General features: G+C 70.2%; 11 protein-coding genes. 9 read left to right on the top strand and 2 right to left on the bottom strand.

The genetic code is table 11. The features are described from left to right. The first annotated feature begins 61 nt into the window (after positions 1-61). From ACHZ99_RS08880 to ACHZ99_RS08860, 5 genes are all read left to right on the top strand, one after another. The gene (locus ACHZ99_RS08880; RefSeq protein WP_420303851.1) at positions 62-526 is read left to right on the top strand and encodes a DoxX family protein; all 465 of its coding nucleotides are present in this window, start codon (positions 62-64) and stop codon (positions 524-526) included. Positions 527-564: 38 nt separating this feature from the next. Continuing rightward, a complete protein-coding gene (locus ACHZ99_RS08875) occupies positions 565-1,224 on the top strand; it encodes a lytic polysaccharide monooxygenase (protein ID WP_420303850.1) in 660 nt (219 codons plus the stop codon). Between the two features lie 1,023 nt (positions 1,225-2,247). After that, on the top strand, positions 2,248-3,816 hold the full coding sequence (locus ACHZ99_RS08870; RefSeq protein WP_420303849.1) for an RICIN domain-containing protein: 1,569 nt from the start codon (positions 2,248-2,250) through the stop codon (positions 3,814-3,816). Between the two features lie 474 nt (positions 3,817-4,290). Continuing rightward, positions 4,291-4,977, top strand: a complete 687-nt coding sequence (gene uppS, locus ACHZ99_RS08865; protein WP_420304025.1) for a polyprenyl diphosphate synthase — start codon at positions 4,291-4,293, stop codon at positions 4,975-4,977. Continuing rightward, entirely contained in the window at positions 4,974-6,437 is a 1,464-nt protein-coding gene (locus tag ACHZ99_RS08860) for an oxygenase MpaB family protein (RefSeq protein ID WP_420303848.1), read from the top strand. Before uppS ends, ACHZ99_RS08860 begins: the two co-directional genes overlap by 4 nt. A 485-nt stretch (positions 6,438-6,922) precedes the next feature. Here the strand turns inward: ACHZ99_RS08860 and ACHZ99_RS08855 are convergent, their stop codons facing one another. After that, entirely contained in the window at positions 6,923-7,924 is a 1,002-nt protein-coding gene (locus ACHZ99_RS08855; protein ID WP_420303847.1) for a mechanosensitive ion channel family protein, read from the bottom strand. Between the two features lie 510 nt (positions 7,925-8,434). Here ACHZ99_RS08855 and ACHZ99_RS08850 point away from each other — a divergent pair. The 4 genes from ACHZ99_RS08850 (at position 8,435) to ACHZ99_RS08835 (ending at position 12,257) form a co-directional block, all read left to right on the top strand. After that, positions 8,435-9,868, top strand: a complete 1,434-nt coding sequence (locus ACHZ99_RS08850) for an endo-1,4-beta-xylanase (protein ID WP_420303846.1) — start codon at positions 8,435-8,437, stop codon at positions 9,866-9,868. Between the two features lie 32 nt (positions 9,869-9,900). After that, on the top strand, positions 9,901-11,277 hold the full coding sequence (locus ACHZ99_RS08845; RefSeq protein WP_420303845.1) for an RICIN domain-containing protein: 1,377 nt from the start codon (positions 9,901-9,903) through the stop codon (positions 11,275-11,277). Positions 11,278-11,517: 240 nt separating this feature from the next. After that, positions 11,518-11,913, top strand: a complete 396-nt coding sequence (locus ACHZ99_RS08840; RefSeq protein ID WP_420303844.1) for a hypothetical protein — start codon at positions 11,518-11,520, stop codon at positions 11,911-11,913. A 149-nt stretch (positions 11,914-12,062) separates the two neighbouring features. Next, entirely contained in the window at positions 12,063-12,257 is a 195-nt protein-coding gene (locus tag ACHZ99_RS08835) for a hypothetical protein (protein ID WP_420303843.1), read from the top strand. A 31-nt stretch (positions 12,258-12,288) separates the two neighbouring features. Here ACHZ99_RS08835 and ACHZ99_RS08830 read toward each other — a convergent pair whose 3' ends face one another. Continuing rightward, positions 12,289-13,182: a carbohydrate ABC transporter permease gene (locus tag ACHZ99_RS08830; protein ID WP_420303842.1), complete on the bottom strand. Its 894-nt coding sequence runs from the start codon at positions 13,180-13,182 to the stop codon at positions 12,289-12,291. Between the last annotated feature and the right edge of the window lies 1 nt (position 13,183).

The raw sequence follows: 13,183 nt of genomic DNA, 5'->3' as shown, positions 1-13,183 counted from the left end.
CGCACGACCACCCCATCCTGACCGCCAGCCCACCCCCATGACCGCGCCAGGGAGGACCCATATGGAGCTGCTGCTGAAGAAGCATCGAAGGCATGCTCTGAGTCTGTACCGGATCGTCGTGGGCCTGCTGTTCGCCTGCCACGGCGCGGCCACCCTGCTCGGCGTCCTGGGCGGACCGCAAGGAGGACACGCTCCATCCACGGGACAGTGGCCGCACTGGTGGGCCGCCGGGATCGAACTGATCGGTGGCGGGCTGGTACTCCTGGGGCTGGCTACCCGCTCCACTGCCAGCATCTGCTCGGGCTCCATGGCCTACGCCTACTTCACCGAGCATCAGCCGGAGGCCCTGTTCCCCATCGAGAACGGCGGCGAGGCAGCGGCGATGTTCTGCTGGGCCTTCCTCATGATCGCCTTCTACGGCCCCGGCCGCTGGGCCCTGGACTCCCGTCTCGACCGCCTCCCGACCGTCCGCGGCAGGCAGCCCCAACGGCAACACAACCACGGCAGCCGACCGCAAGCCGGCTGACCAGCCGATTCTCCAACCAGAGAGGAAAAGACACGAGAATGCACACAGCCCGCGCGTACACCCCCCGCAGAATTCTGCTCACACTGGCGCTGCTCACCGCGGCCGCCCTCAGCCAGATCCCGTTGGCCAACGACGCCGGAGCACACGGCACGACCATCTACCCGGAGACCCGGAACTACGGCTGCTTGCAGCGGTGGGGCTCGTCCCAGCCCAACGAAGCCGAAGACCCCATGTGCTACCGCGTGTACCAGGAGAACGCCAACGCCATCACGGCGTGGAAGGCCGTCTACGCCAACAACACAGGCGACAACTACCAGCAGGTCATCCCCGACGGCCAGATCTGCAGTGCCGGAGGACAGGGTGAGACTGACTACTCGCCTCTCGACCACCCCGGCCCGTGGCGTGCCACCGGCATCAGCCCCTACTTCACCGTCGACGTCTACGACGAAGCCCGGCACGGCGCAGACTGGCTGCAGATCTACGTCACCAAGCAAGGCTACGACCCCACCAGCCAGCCGCTCCGCTGGTCCGACCTCGAACTCGTCAAGACCACCGGCAGCTACCCCGGCGGCTCGGCACACTACGTCACCGACACCAGCGCCTCCGGACGCAGCGGACATCACGTCGTCCTGACCGTCTGGAAGGCGTCCCACATGGATCAGAAGTACTTCCTGTGCAGCGACGTCAACTTCGGCTGAAGCGCCAGCACGCCGGAACGACGGCACCTTCGGCTTGACAGGCCCCGCGAGATTCAGCAGATCTCGCGGGGTCCGTCAAAGCGCCACGAACAGGCGCAGCCCGGCAGCCCTCACAGCGCCCCACTACAGCGGAGCAGGACACCACGGGACTGATGCATGATCGGGTGACACCTGAAACTGGGACCACGACGCCGCCGACCAACTGCGCGCAGCGGCCGAAGCGGCAATGTCCGCCGCTGGCGGTCCGAGGCAGCCCGACTGGAGGTTGCTCGCTTTCTTCATCCGGGGAGACGATGGGATCGGGATACGGAAGCGCATTCAGCCCAAGGCCAGTGATGTTCTCCGTGCGAGGGCGTGGGCGCAATGGTCAACTCGCTCGGACACATAATCGCCCCACGGCCCCCGGTTTACGGGCAGGCGCCATCAGCACCCGGTTCTCACCTGGAGTGAGGGACGGGTGCCTTTTGCTGCGTCCGTCCCTGGTGGTGGAGCGGGGCGCTGGTCAGCCGATGCGGATCCTTTCTCTCCTGGGGGTGCCGGCGGTCAGGGTCTGGTCCACCGGGTCGTAGGTCAGCGTCACGTTCTCGGCCCGCAGCCGGCGGCTGCCGCTTCGGGATCGGCCGGCTCGTCGCCTTCGGCGAGACGGAGCAGCAGAGCGGGCGGACGGGCCTGGACGTGGTCCTCGCGAACGTAGGTGTTGCGTGGCTGACCGGTGCCGGGGCCGGTGGCGCTGGGCTCAGCTGATGCGGATCCCCCGCTACGTGCTCGACGCAGGCGGCACCGTGGTCGGGAGCCGGAGCCCGGCTGTCCGACGGGCCGCCCCCCTCCACCTGCTCTCCGCCCCCCGGCCCGCCGCACGACCACCGCCGGGGGACGCCGTACGGGGCGGGCGTGCACATCTTTTTTGTCCGGCCCGGCAACCAATCCGTCCGGCCCGGCAACCACTTGTCGACGAGGTGGCTCGCTCGCTGCGTGCCGCCGAGCGGTTCCCGTCCGCAGACCGCCATGTAGCGAAGGATCCCCATGCCCCGAACTGGACGAAAACTCCTCGCCCTCACCTCGGCCCTCATCGCCGCTGTCGTCGGAGTGGTCATCTCCCTGGTCGCGGTTCCCTCGGCTCAGGCCGTCGAGACCGGTGTCTGGTACAACCTGATCAGCCGGCACTCCGGCCTGGCGCTCGATGTCGAGGGGGCCTCGACGGAACCGGGCGCACAGCTTGTCCAGTGGAACCCCACGAACGCCACCAACCAGCAGTTTCGGTTCATCGACGCCGGCGGCGGCTACTACCGTATCCAGGCCCGGCATTCCGGTCATGTGCTGGAGACGTACGAGTGGAGCGCCGAGGACGGCGCCACGATGGTGCAGTGGAACGATGTCAACGGCGCCAACCAGCAGTGGCAGGTCCAGGAGAGCGGCGGCTACGCCACCCTGGTCAACCGCCACTCCGGCAAAGCCCTGGACGTCTGGGAACATTCGACGGCCCCGGGCGACCGGATCTCCCAGTACACCCCGACCGGCGCCGCCAATCAGCAGTGGCAGCTGGTCAGGGCCGACGGGGGCGGTTCAGGCGGCGACTGCGGGGCCGGCACCCCGAACGCCACGGTGACCGGCAGCAGCGGCGACTACACCGCCCGCAACGGCTCCAGCACCGTCTACACCGGCGGCGACTACCGCGCGGCCATCCAGGCCGCGGTCAACTCCCTCACCTCCGGCCGCAACACCCAGCAGCGTGTGTCCGTCATGGCCTCGGGCTCCATCGGGAACTCGGCCGTCACGCTGCCCAGCCACACCGCCCTTGAGGTCTGCGGCACGATGAACGTCGGCAACCTCTCCGGACGCGGCGCTGTCGAGGCGGTGAACGGGACCAACGTGTCCATCCCGTACATGAACATGACCGGCAGCCCTTACTTCGGGATGCGCTTCTACGGCATGCACGGCCTCCACCTCGGGCAGATCAACCTCAACCTCAGCGGCGGCCTCGGCATCCGCTTCGAGCGTGACCAGCCCGGAAGCACCAACGTGAGCATGGACCACGTCGCCGTCTCGGGGACGGGCAACCACGGCGTGGAGACCTGGAACGTCGACGGGCTGCGCATCGGCACCGTCGTGGCGCGCAACGTCGGCTACAGCGGGCTGCTGCTCAACAACACGCGCAACGCCCAGATCGGCACGGTCGACGGCGACAACGTCGCCTCCGGCACCGGGTACGCCACCTTCCGCACCGCCAACACCAACGGGCGCCTCTCCAACGGCTCGTACGACACCAACATCACCGTCGACCGGGTCATCTCGCGGGGCGGCGGCCGCGGCATCTTCTGCGTCTCGCAGTCGGGCGGCCTGCTCATCCGCTCGGTCGATCTGGCGAACAACGGCAACAACTCGATCCTGATCGAGAACTGCTACAACGTCACCATCCAGGGCGGCACGGTCAACGGCGGCGGCGAGGTGCGTATCGCCGCGCGCTCCGAGTTCCCCAACACGCGGGACGTCTCGATCACCCTCACCGTGAACAACACATCGGTGCGGGAATCGCCCTGCGGCGACAACACCACCTGGAACATCTCCGGCAACGCGAGCAGGGACATCTGCTGAGGCAGGACCTCTCACCCGAGGGCCGGAGCCTCTCCTCCGGCCCTCGACTCCTGCGTACCGCCGCTCGGCACGCACCTTGGGCGCTTTCCGTCCGTCCGCTCCGCCAGACGGACGGCGGCCCCGCGTCCCGCACCGCGGCCGAGCACGTGCTGTGCACCGCCGCCCGGCTGCCGATCTTCCGGCAGTGAGTAGGGTTCGGCGATCCGGAGTGCAAGCGGGGTCTTTCGGGTCGCGCCGGGGACGTGTGCGCGAGCCCGGCTCTGGCATTCGGGCATATTCGAACGTACGAGCTGGGGGTGACGGCCGATCGTTCGGCCGCGCAGGGCCCGTTCGCGCCGTCAGACTCGCAGGAGGGCGCACGTCGGTGGGGCGTGGGCGAGGCGGGAGCGGCGAGGCAGGGTGGGCGTGACCGAGCGCGGTGTGGCCGGCCGTGCCGCCCCGGACGGGGCGGGGCCGCGGCACGTGGCCTGCGTGATGGATGGCAACGGCCGGTGGGCGCGGCGGCGTTCGCTTCCCCGTACGGCGGGTCACCGGGCCGCGGAGACCGCCGTCATCGACGTCATCGAGGCGGCCCGGGCTGCCGGCGTGGAGTGGCTCACGCTGTACGCCTTCTCCACCGAGAACTGGAACCGCTCCGGCACCGAGGTCGAATTCCTGATGCGTCTGGTCCGCCGGGTGGTGCGCAAGCATGCGCCGCTGCTGCTCGCGCGCGGCATCCGCTGCCGTTTCCTCGGGGTCGCCGACCCGCGCATCCCCCGGGAGCTGGCCCAGGACTTCTGCGACCTGGCGGCGCTCACCGCCGACAACCGGGGCATGACGCTGACCGTCGCCTTCGACCATGGCGGGCGCCGGGACATAGTCGAGGCTGCAAGGTCGCTGATCCGCAGCGGGATACCCGCCGACGAGGTGACCGAGCGGCTCTTCGCGGACCACCTGCCCTTCCCCGACACCCCGGATGTGGATCTGGTCATCCGTACCTCCGGTGAGCAGCGCATCTCCAACTTCATGCTCTGGCAGGTCGCCTACGCCGAGTGGGTCTTCCCCGAGGTGCTCTGGCCGGACTTCCGGGCGCCCGACTTCCTCGCCTACCTGCACGCCTATCAACGCCGCGACCGCCGCTTCGGCGGCGTGCCCGCCGGGAGGAACGGAGACCCCTCATGACCACCGAAGCCCCGGGAACGGCCGACGAGGCATTACTGTTCGGCCCGAATTCGCGGTTCAGCGGCTTCTTCGACGACCCGCGCTGGGCCCTGGCCATCATCCGCGCCACCGTACTGGAGGCCGCTCACCCGCAGGTCGGCGCCGCTCTCGCCGACAACTCCACCTTCGTCGCCCACCCGTGGCGCCGACTGCGCAACACCTTCCTCAGCATGCGGCGCATGTTCGGCACCGACCCGGCGGTACGCGCACGGGAGGCCGCCCGGCTCAACCGGCTGCACGCCCGCATGAGCGGCTCCGACTCCCGCGGCCGCGCCTACGACGCGATGGACCGCGCGACCCGCGCCTGGGTGGTCGCCACCCTCTTCGAGAGCGCCGTCACCATGTGCCGGCTGAGCGGCCAGCCGCTCGACCAGGACACGATGGAGCGGATGTACGCCGAGTACCGCGCGTTCCTCGCCGCGCTCGACGGCGACGCCGCAGAACTCCCCGAGGACCTCCACGACTTCTGGCGGTACTTCGACCGGATCGTCGAAAACGAGCTGGAGAACACCGAGGCGGTCCGCATCATCCTCTACCGGCTCTTCGACCACCTGCCCGCCCCTGCGCTGCTCCACGGCGCGCCGACACTGTGGGCGGCCGGCCGCACCCTCGCCGGTCCGGTCCTCGGCGCCATCACCGTCGCCTCGCTCCCCGAGCCCTACCGGCGGCGGGCCGGCTTGCCCGAGATGCCCGGCGCCCCGACCCTCATGCAGGGCGCCTACCTCGCCGCCGGGCTCACCCGGTTCCTGCCCGAGGGCTGGATCAATGCCGAAAGCATCATCGAAGCCCTCTCGCTCCCGCCCGGCAGCGACGACCCCCGCGCCCGCACCGTGACCGCCCTGCGCGCCCGCATGAAGCGGGCATCAGCCCTGCTCCGCCTCCTCACCCCACTGAGTGGCGACACCAGCCCCGCTCCGGCACCCCCGGCAGCCGCACAGGAAACCCGGCGCTCAGCGGAGGAGTTCTTCCGCCGCGTGCTGGACCAGACCGGCGACGGCCACCTCGACTGGCCCGACCTCGCCGCCATGGCACGCGAACTCTCCACCCGCCTCGACCTGGACGAACCCGAGGAGACCCGGCTCTACGACGCCTTCGCCGCCTGGTGGCGCGAACTCCAGGCCGCCCTCGACACGGACGGCGACGGCCGCGTCAGCGCCGAGGAGTACGCCGCCGCCGTTCCCTCCCTCGCCGGGCCCGCGCTCATCCGCGTCGCCGAGGTCCTCTTCGACGCCACCGACAAGGACGGCAACGGGAGCATCGACGCGGACGAATACCGCAGCCTCTTCCGCTCCGCCTTTCACCGCGACCTCACCACCACCGGCGGCGCCCACGGCCGCAGCGCCTTCGTGGGCGACTTCCTCTCCTTCATGACGGGCCGCCGCACGGGCACCCCGTACGACCCCCTCCTCGCCGACGCCTGACGAGTGTCACCACATCCGCGAGCCCGATCCCCACCGACACGTCGGCTGGTCCATCACGGCCATCCGACCGCGTCGCCGGGGACGGGAGTGTGAGCGCGCGCGCTCGTTGGCGGACCGGGCGCTTGCGGTGCGGATTGCGGTGCGGATCGGGCCGCCGAAGGGACAGGGGGTGCGGTCGTTCGGGGGCGGAGAGGGCGGGAACTTCGGGGAGGGTGGTGGCAGCCCCGCAGTTCGGCTGCGGAAGCTCGCTGGGAGCGTCGACCTTTTCGGTGGCGGCGGCCAGACCGGGATCGCCGGCGAAACCGAGAGGTCCTGTCCGGATACCGGCACCGGTATCCGGTGCCGTCACGAGGACAGCGGATGGCCGTGGACCAGGCCGTTCGTCGTGTGGGCGGGGTGGGCCCGGACGGGAGGGCGGGCGGCGTCCGGCGGTTGCGGAAGCCGCTCTCCACCGACCGCCGCCCGCGCCCCGGATCCGAACGAGGTCAGCGTGCGACTCCCGCGCCGCGGCTCTCCGGTGCCGCCGTGCCGCCCTCGTCCTGCCGTATCCAGACCGTGCGCTGCTGGAAGGGGATCTCCACGCCGGCCGCGTCCAGGTTCTGCTTGACCCGGCGGCGCAGCTCCCGGGTGACGCCCCACTGCTGGAGCGGCTTGGTCTTGACCGCCATGCGCACGACGACCGCGTCGGCGTCCAGGGACTGCACGCCCCAGACGGAGGGCATCTCCAGCAGCAGGGGCCCGTGTTCGGGGTCGTCGTGCAGCTCGCGGCCGGTGCGCTCCAGCGCCTCGTACACGGTGTCCAGGTTGGAGTCGTAGGCCACGCCGACGTCCAGGACGGCGCGGGCCCAGTCCTGGCTGTCGTTCTTCACCCGCAGGATCTCGCCGTTGCGGATGTGCCAGAGGCCGCCGTTGATGTCGCGGACCTGGGTGAGGCGCAGGCCGACGTGCTCGACCTCCCCGATCGCCTCCCCGAGGTCGACGGTGTCCCCGACGCCGTACTGGTCCTCCACCATGATCAACAGCCCGGAGAGGTAGTCGGCGACGAGGCTCTGGGCGCCGAACCCGATCGCCAGGCCGACCACGCCGGCGCTGGCCAGCAGCGGCCCGAGCGCGATGCCGATCTCGCCGAGCACCATGGCCGACGCCACGATCCCGATGACCACGGTCACGATGCTGCTCAGCACGGCGCCGATGGTCGCCGCGCGCTGTTCGCGCCGCTCCCGCGCCCGGCCGCCGTCGCGCTGCAGGACGGCGGGACCGCGGCCGCCGCGCCGTGGCTCGCCGTTCGTGTCCGGCTGGAGGATGCGCTGGACGAAGCGGGTGATGGCGCGCTTGGCGATGACGCGCACGACGATGGCGCCCAGGACGACCAGGAGGATGCTGACGCCCGTGGCGACGAGCGTTTCGGTGTTGTCCCGGAGCCAGTCCGGGGCTTCGAACGCGATCTGGTCCGTACTGCCGTGCGGGTGCGCCGCAGACGCTTCCATGGGATGTCTCTCCACTCATTTGACATCACACCGGGGGGCGGTCGGGTCCGACGAACGTACTTGTCGCCCTCCGCCGGGGTCAAAGCCCGCCCCCGCGGTGCCGCTGCCCGTTCCGGGTGCTCACACGGCCGCCCCCACCAGCCGCCTCGCCGCGGGTTTCGGCGCCTGAACGGGCCCGATCGAAATTTTCGATCCATGGGCGGAAACTTTTCTTGCGTGGAGTGTTGACGACCTGCCGCGGTCCCTCAATCATCCACGTCTGAGGTGCAGAACGCAGTTCGAAATTTCAGACGACCTCGCCCCTGAGCGATCTGTGCTGGACGGCAGATCCCCGCGTACCGCCGTACGAAAGATCCGCGCACCAAGCCGCTAGGGAGCACTCGCATGCCTGCGTCGAAACACCGCGGCCCACCCGCCGTACGCCACCCGCCGGCCGGTCCGCCCCGTGCGGGCGGACGGCGCTTCCCCGCACTCCGGTCCTTCCGTGATCTCTACCCTGGAGGAACAGCCATGGGCTCGTACGCCCTTCCCGGATCATTGGTCAGACGCAAGTCCCGCGGCCTGCTGCTGGTGCTGGTCGCCTTCGTCCTCGGTGCGGTCGCCACACTGGCCGCGCCGCCGCCGGCGCACTCCGCCGAGAGCACCCTCGGCGCCGCGGCGGCCCAGAGCGGCCGATACTTCGGCACCGCCATCGCCTCGGGCAGACTGGGCGACTCGGCGTACACGTCGATCGCGAACCGTGAGTTCAACTCGGTGACGGCCGAGAACGCGATGAAGATCGACGCCACCGAGCCGCAGCGGGGCCAGTTCAACTTCTCCAACGCCGACCGCGTCTTCAACTGGGCGGTGCAGAACGGCAAGCAGGTGCGCGGCCACACCCTGGCCTGGCACTCCCAGCAGCCCGGCTGGATGCAGAGCCTCAGCGGCGGCGATCTGCGCCAGGCGATGAGAGACCACATCAACGGCGTGATGGCCCACTACAAGGGCAGGATCGCCGAGTGGGACGTCGTGAACGAGGCGTTCGCCGACGGCGGCTCGGGCGCACGGCGCGACTCCAACCTGCAGCGCACCGGCAACGACTGGATCGAGGACGCTTTCCGCACCGCCCGCGCCGCCGACCCGGACGCCAAGCTCTGCTACAACGACTACAACATCGAGAACTGGAACTGGGCCAAGACCCAGGCCGTGTACGCCATGGTCCGGGACTTCAAGCAGCGCGGCGTACCGATCGACTGCGTCGGCTTCCAGTCGCACTTCAACAGCGGCAGCCCCTACAACAGCAACTTCCGCACCACCCTGGAGAGCTTCGCCGCCCTCGGCGTCGACGTGTCCATCACCGAACTCGACATCGAGGGCGCCTCGCCCACGACGTACGCCAACGTCGTGGGCGACTGCCTGGCCGTCGAGCGCTGCCTCGGCATCACCGTCTGGGGCGTGCGCGACACCGACTCCTGGCGGTCGGAGCAGACGCCGCTGCTGTTCAACGGCGACGGCAGCAAGAAGCCCGCGTACACCGCCGTCCTCGACGCCCTCAACGGCGACGACTCCACCCCGCCCGGAGGTGACGGCGGCCAGATCGTGGGCGTCGGCTCGGGCCGCTGCCTGGACGTGCCGAACGAAAGCACCGCCGACGGCACCCAGATCCAGCTGTGGGACTGCCACGGCGGCACCAATCAGCAGTGGACCGCCACCGAGGCCGGTGAGCTGAGGGTGTACGGCGACAAGTGCCTGGACGCCGCGGGCACCGGCAACGGCGCCAGCGTCCAGATCTACAGCTGCTGGGGCGGCGACAACCAGAAGTGGCGCCTCAACTCCGACGGATCCATCGTCGGCGTCCAGTCCGGCCTGTGCCTCGACGCCGTCGGAGTCGGCACCGCCAACGGCACCCTGATCCAGCTCTACTCCTGCACGAACGGCAGCAACCAGCTCTGGACCCGCACCTGAGGGCCCGGCCCCCGAAACGAAAGGGTGAACCGATGAGAACCAACGGTGCGGCCTCTCCCGTCCCGTTACGAAGAGACCGCTGGTGGTCCCGGATCGCCGCCGTGGTGGCGGCGGCCCTCGCGATGGGCGTGCTCGCCGTGGTGAACCCGGCGTCCGCCGGGGCGGCGACCGTGGACACCGACGCCTGGTACGTCCTGGTCAACCGCAACAGCGGCAAGGCGCTGGACGTCGCCGAGGTGTCCACCGCCGACGGCGCGCGGATCAGCCAGTGGACCCGCCACGACGGCCCCAACCAGCAGTGGCAGTTCCTCGACTCCGGCGACGGCTTCTACCGGCTCAAGGCCCGGCACTCGGGCAAGGTCCTCGACGTGGCCGGCGTCTCGACCGCCGACGGCGCCGCGATCCAGCAGTGGACCGACCACGGCGGGACCAACCAGCAGTTCCGCCTGGCCGACTCCGACGCGGACCACGTCCGGCTGATCAACCGCAACAGCGGCAAGGCGGTGGAGGTGCAGGGCGGCTCCACCGCCGACGGCGCCGGCGTGGTCCAGTACACCGATGGCGGCGGCGCCCACCAGCAGTGGCAGATGATCAAGGTGTCGTCCGACGGCGGCGGCGGCGACGGCGGATGCGGCAGCGCCCCGACCCTGACCAGCGGCACGCACACGATCCAGAGCGGCGGCCAGAGCCGCAGCTTCATCCTCAGGGTTCCCGACAACTACGACAACAGCCACCCCTACCGGCTGATCTTCGCGTTCCACTGGCGGGGCGGAACCGCCGGCGACGTCGCCTCCGGCGGATCGAGCGGGACCTCCTGGTCCTACTACGGCCAGCAGGAACAGTCGAACAACGGCGCGATCCTCGTCGCCCCCCAGGGCCTCGGGAACGGCTGGGCCAATTCGGGCGGTCAGGACGTCGCCTTCGTCGACGCCATGATCCAGCGCATCGAGGGCGGCCTCTGCGTCAACCCGGAGCAGCGGTTCGCCACCGGATTCAGCTGGGGCGGCGGTATGAGCTACGCGCTCGCGTGCGCCCGGGCGGACGACTTCCGGGCCGTCGCCGTCATCTCCGGCGCCCAGATCAGCGGGTGCAGCGGCGGCAACCAGCCCGTCGCCTACTTCGGAATCCACGGCATCAGCGACTCCGTCCTCAACATCGCGCAGGGACGGTCCCTGCGTGACAAGTTCGTCGGCAACAACGGCTGCACCCCCCAGAGCCCGCGCGAGCCCGCACAGGGCAGCCGAACCCACATCACCACCGCCTACGCGGGCTGCGACGCCGGATACCCGGTCCAGTGGGCCGCGTTCGACGGCGGCCACGCACCCGCTCCGGTCGACGGTGGCGGCGACAACGGCGCCACCACCTGGACCAAGGCAGAGATCTGGAGGTTCTTCGCACAGTTCCAGTGAGTGACCCGCCGGGACCGCGGGGTGGCGCCGGGACGATCCCGGCGCCACCCCGCGGAGGTCCGCCGGCCGCGACCGCGCGCTGATGGCGTCCCGCCGGGTGGTGTAGCCGATCAGTGGACCGGAACGTGCAGTTCACGCCGGCGTGCCTCGACCGGCCGGGGCACTCCCGGCGTCTGACCGGACCGCTGTGCGTGCCGCGCGAACGGAGTCCGCGGTACGGCCCGCCCGCTCCCCGCCGCGGTGGACCTGTCGGCGTACCGCATTGCCCAGGAGGCCCTCAACACCGGCGACAACGACCTCGCCGTCCGGCGCGGCCAGGCCGCCACCGGGCAGATCATCACGGCCGTCGCGCTCATCATGATCTGCGTGTTCACGGCATGCGCATATCGCCGGGTTCGGCTCGGCCTGGCCGTGGCCATCCTGCTCGATGCCCTGGTGGGTGCGCACGGTCCTCGTACCGGCGGCCATGCAGCTGTTCGGCAAGAGGAACTGGTATCTGCCCAGGACGGTCGACCGAATCCTGCCCCACGTCTCCGTCGAGGCCCCCGTCGACGGGCCGGCCGGCGGCGGACGGGCCCACGCCGCCCCCCGGCCGACGACCAGACCCTGGTCCTCATCGACAAGCGCGGCGCCTGACACCGGTGCTCTCCCGGCGGTGCGTCTCCGGTCGCGGGGCCGTGCCGCGTTGCTCGGTACGACCCGTACGACCTCGGACACGCCACCGTGGTCCGCGGTCGGTGGATGCCCTGAGGGGCGAACAGAGAGAACGGAGGGGTGATGAGGCCGTGGCGATCTCACTGTTCGTAGTGCTGTTAACGGGGATTGTCCTGATCGTGCTGATGCGCAGCGGCTCGATCAAGACGGGACCCGTGGTCGTCGCGGTGCTCTTCGGCTTCCTGCCGGCGTCCACCGGCTCCGGACCGGACATCCAGGAGTTCCCCGACGAGATGGCCGAGAGCATCAGCGCGCTCGGCACCTGACGGCTGACGGGGCGGGCCCGCCCCGTCCGGGTCACCGGCTGAATCCGGCGGTCAGGCCGCTGAGCAGCTGGCGGCGGCCGAAGGCGTACAGGACGATCAGGGGCAGGGTGGTGAGGACGACGGCCGCCAGGACCGCGGGGATGTTGATCCCGTACTCGCCCTGGAAGGTCCACAGCGCGAGCGGCAGCGTCCGCTGGGACGGGCTCTGGGTGAGGATCAGGGGCAGGAGGAACCCGTTCCAGATGGTCAGCGCGTTGAAGATGGTGACGGTGAGGATGGCGGGCCGGGTGAGCGGCGCCGCCAGGCGCCACAGCGTCCCCCACTCGCTGGCCCCGTCCACCCGCATCGAGTCGAACAGCTCCTTGGGCACGTCCCGGATGAAGTTGGCGAGGATCAGAACGGACAGCGGGATGGCGAAGGCGATCGACGGGAGGATCAGCGCCAGCAGGCTGTCGTACAGCTGCAACTTGATGATGATCAGGTAGACCGGGATGGCCGTCGCCTGGAGCGGGATGGCCAGGCCCATGAGGAACAGCCCGTTCACCGCGCGCAGGAAGCGCAGGCGCCAGCCGCGCACGATGGCGTAGGCGGCCATGAAGGAGACCGTCACCGCCGGCACCACGGCGCCGGCGGTGACCACGACGCTGTTCACGAAGTAGCTGAGGAAGTCGGACTCCAGGACCAGCTCGTAGTTCTCCAGCGTGGGCTCGCCCGGCGGCGCCAGCGGGTTGCTCGCGTAGTAGTTGCTCTGGGCCTTCAGGCTGGTGATGAGAATCCAGTAGAGGGGTACGACGACGATGGCGAGCCAGAGCCATCCGGCCAGGCCGCCGATCCAGTTGCGCCGGCGGGTGGTCGGACCGGGGCGCGGCCGCCGTTCGCGGGTGATCGCCTTCCTCGGCCGCGGCTTGGTCAGGGTGGTGGTCATG

Origin of the sequence: Streptomyces sp. MAR4 CNX-425, from assembly GCF_048656465.1 — a bacterium.
Classification (GTDB): Bacteria; Actinomycetota; Actinomycetes; order Streptomycetales; family Streptomycetaceae; genus Streptomyces.
The sequence above is the reverse complement of the archived record's forward strand: the minus strand, read 5'-3'. Positions and strand labels throughout refer to the sequence as shown.

Coding starts and splice junctions, on each gene's coding strand:
- ACHZ99_RS08855 (WP_420303847.1), bottom strand. CDS start 7,924: ATGGAAGCGTCTGCGGCGCACCCGCACGGCAGTACGGACCAGATCGCG.
- ACHZ99_RS08830 (WP_420303842.1), bottom strand. CDS start 13,182: ATGACCACCACCCTGACCAAGCCGCGGCCGAGGAAGGCGATCACCCGC.
- ACHZ99_RS08850 (WP_420303846.1), top strand. CDS start 8,435: ATGGGCTCGTACGCCCTTCCCGGATCATTGGTCAGACGCAAGTCCCGC.
- ACHZ99_RS08880 (WP_420303851.1), top strand. CDS start 62: ATGGAGCTGCTGCTGAAGAAGCATCGAAGGCATGCTCTGAGTCTGTAC.
- ACHZ99_RS08870 (WP_420303849.1), top strand. CDS start 2,248: ATGCCCCGAACTGGACGAAAACTCCTCGCCCTCACCTCGGCCCTCATC.
- ACHZ99_RS08845 (WP_420303845.1), top strand. CDS start 9,901: ATGAGAACCAACGGTGCGGCCTCTCCCGTCCCGTTACGAAGAGACCGC.
- ACHZ99_RS08875 (WP_420303850.1), top strand. CDS start 565: ATGCACACAGCCCGCGCGTACACCCCCCGCAGAATTCTGCTCACACTG.
- ACHZ99_RS08860 (WP_420303848.1), top strand. CDS start 4,974: ATGACCACCGAAGCCCCGGGAACGGCCGACGAGGCATTACTGTTCGGC.
- uppS (WP_420304025.1), top strand. CDS start 4,291: ATGGATGGCAACGGCCGGTGGGCGCGGCGGCGTTCGCTTCCCCGTACG.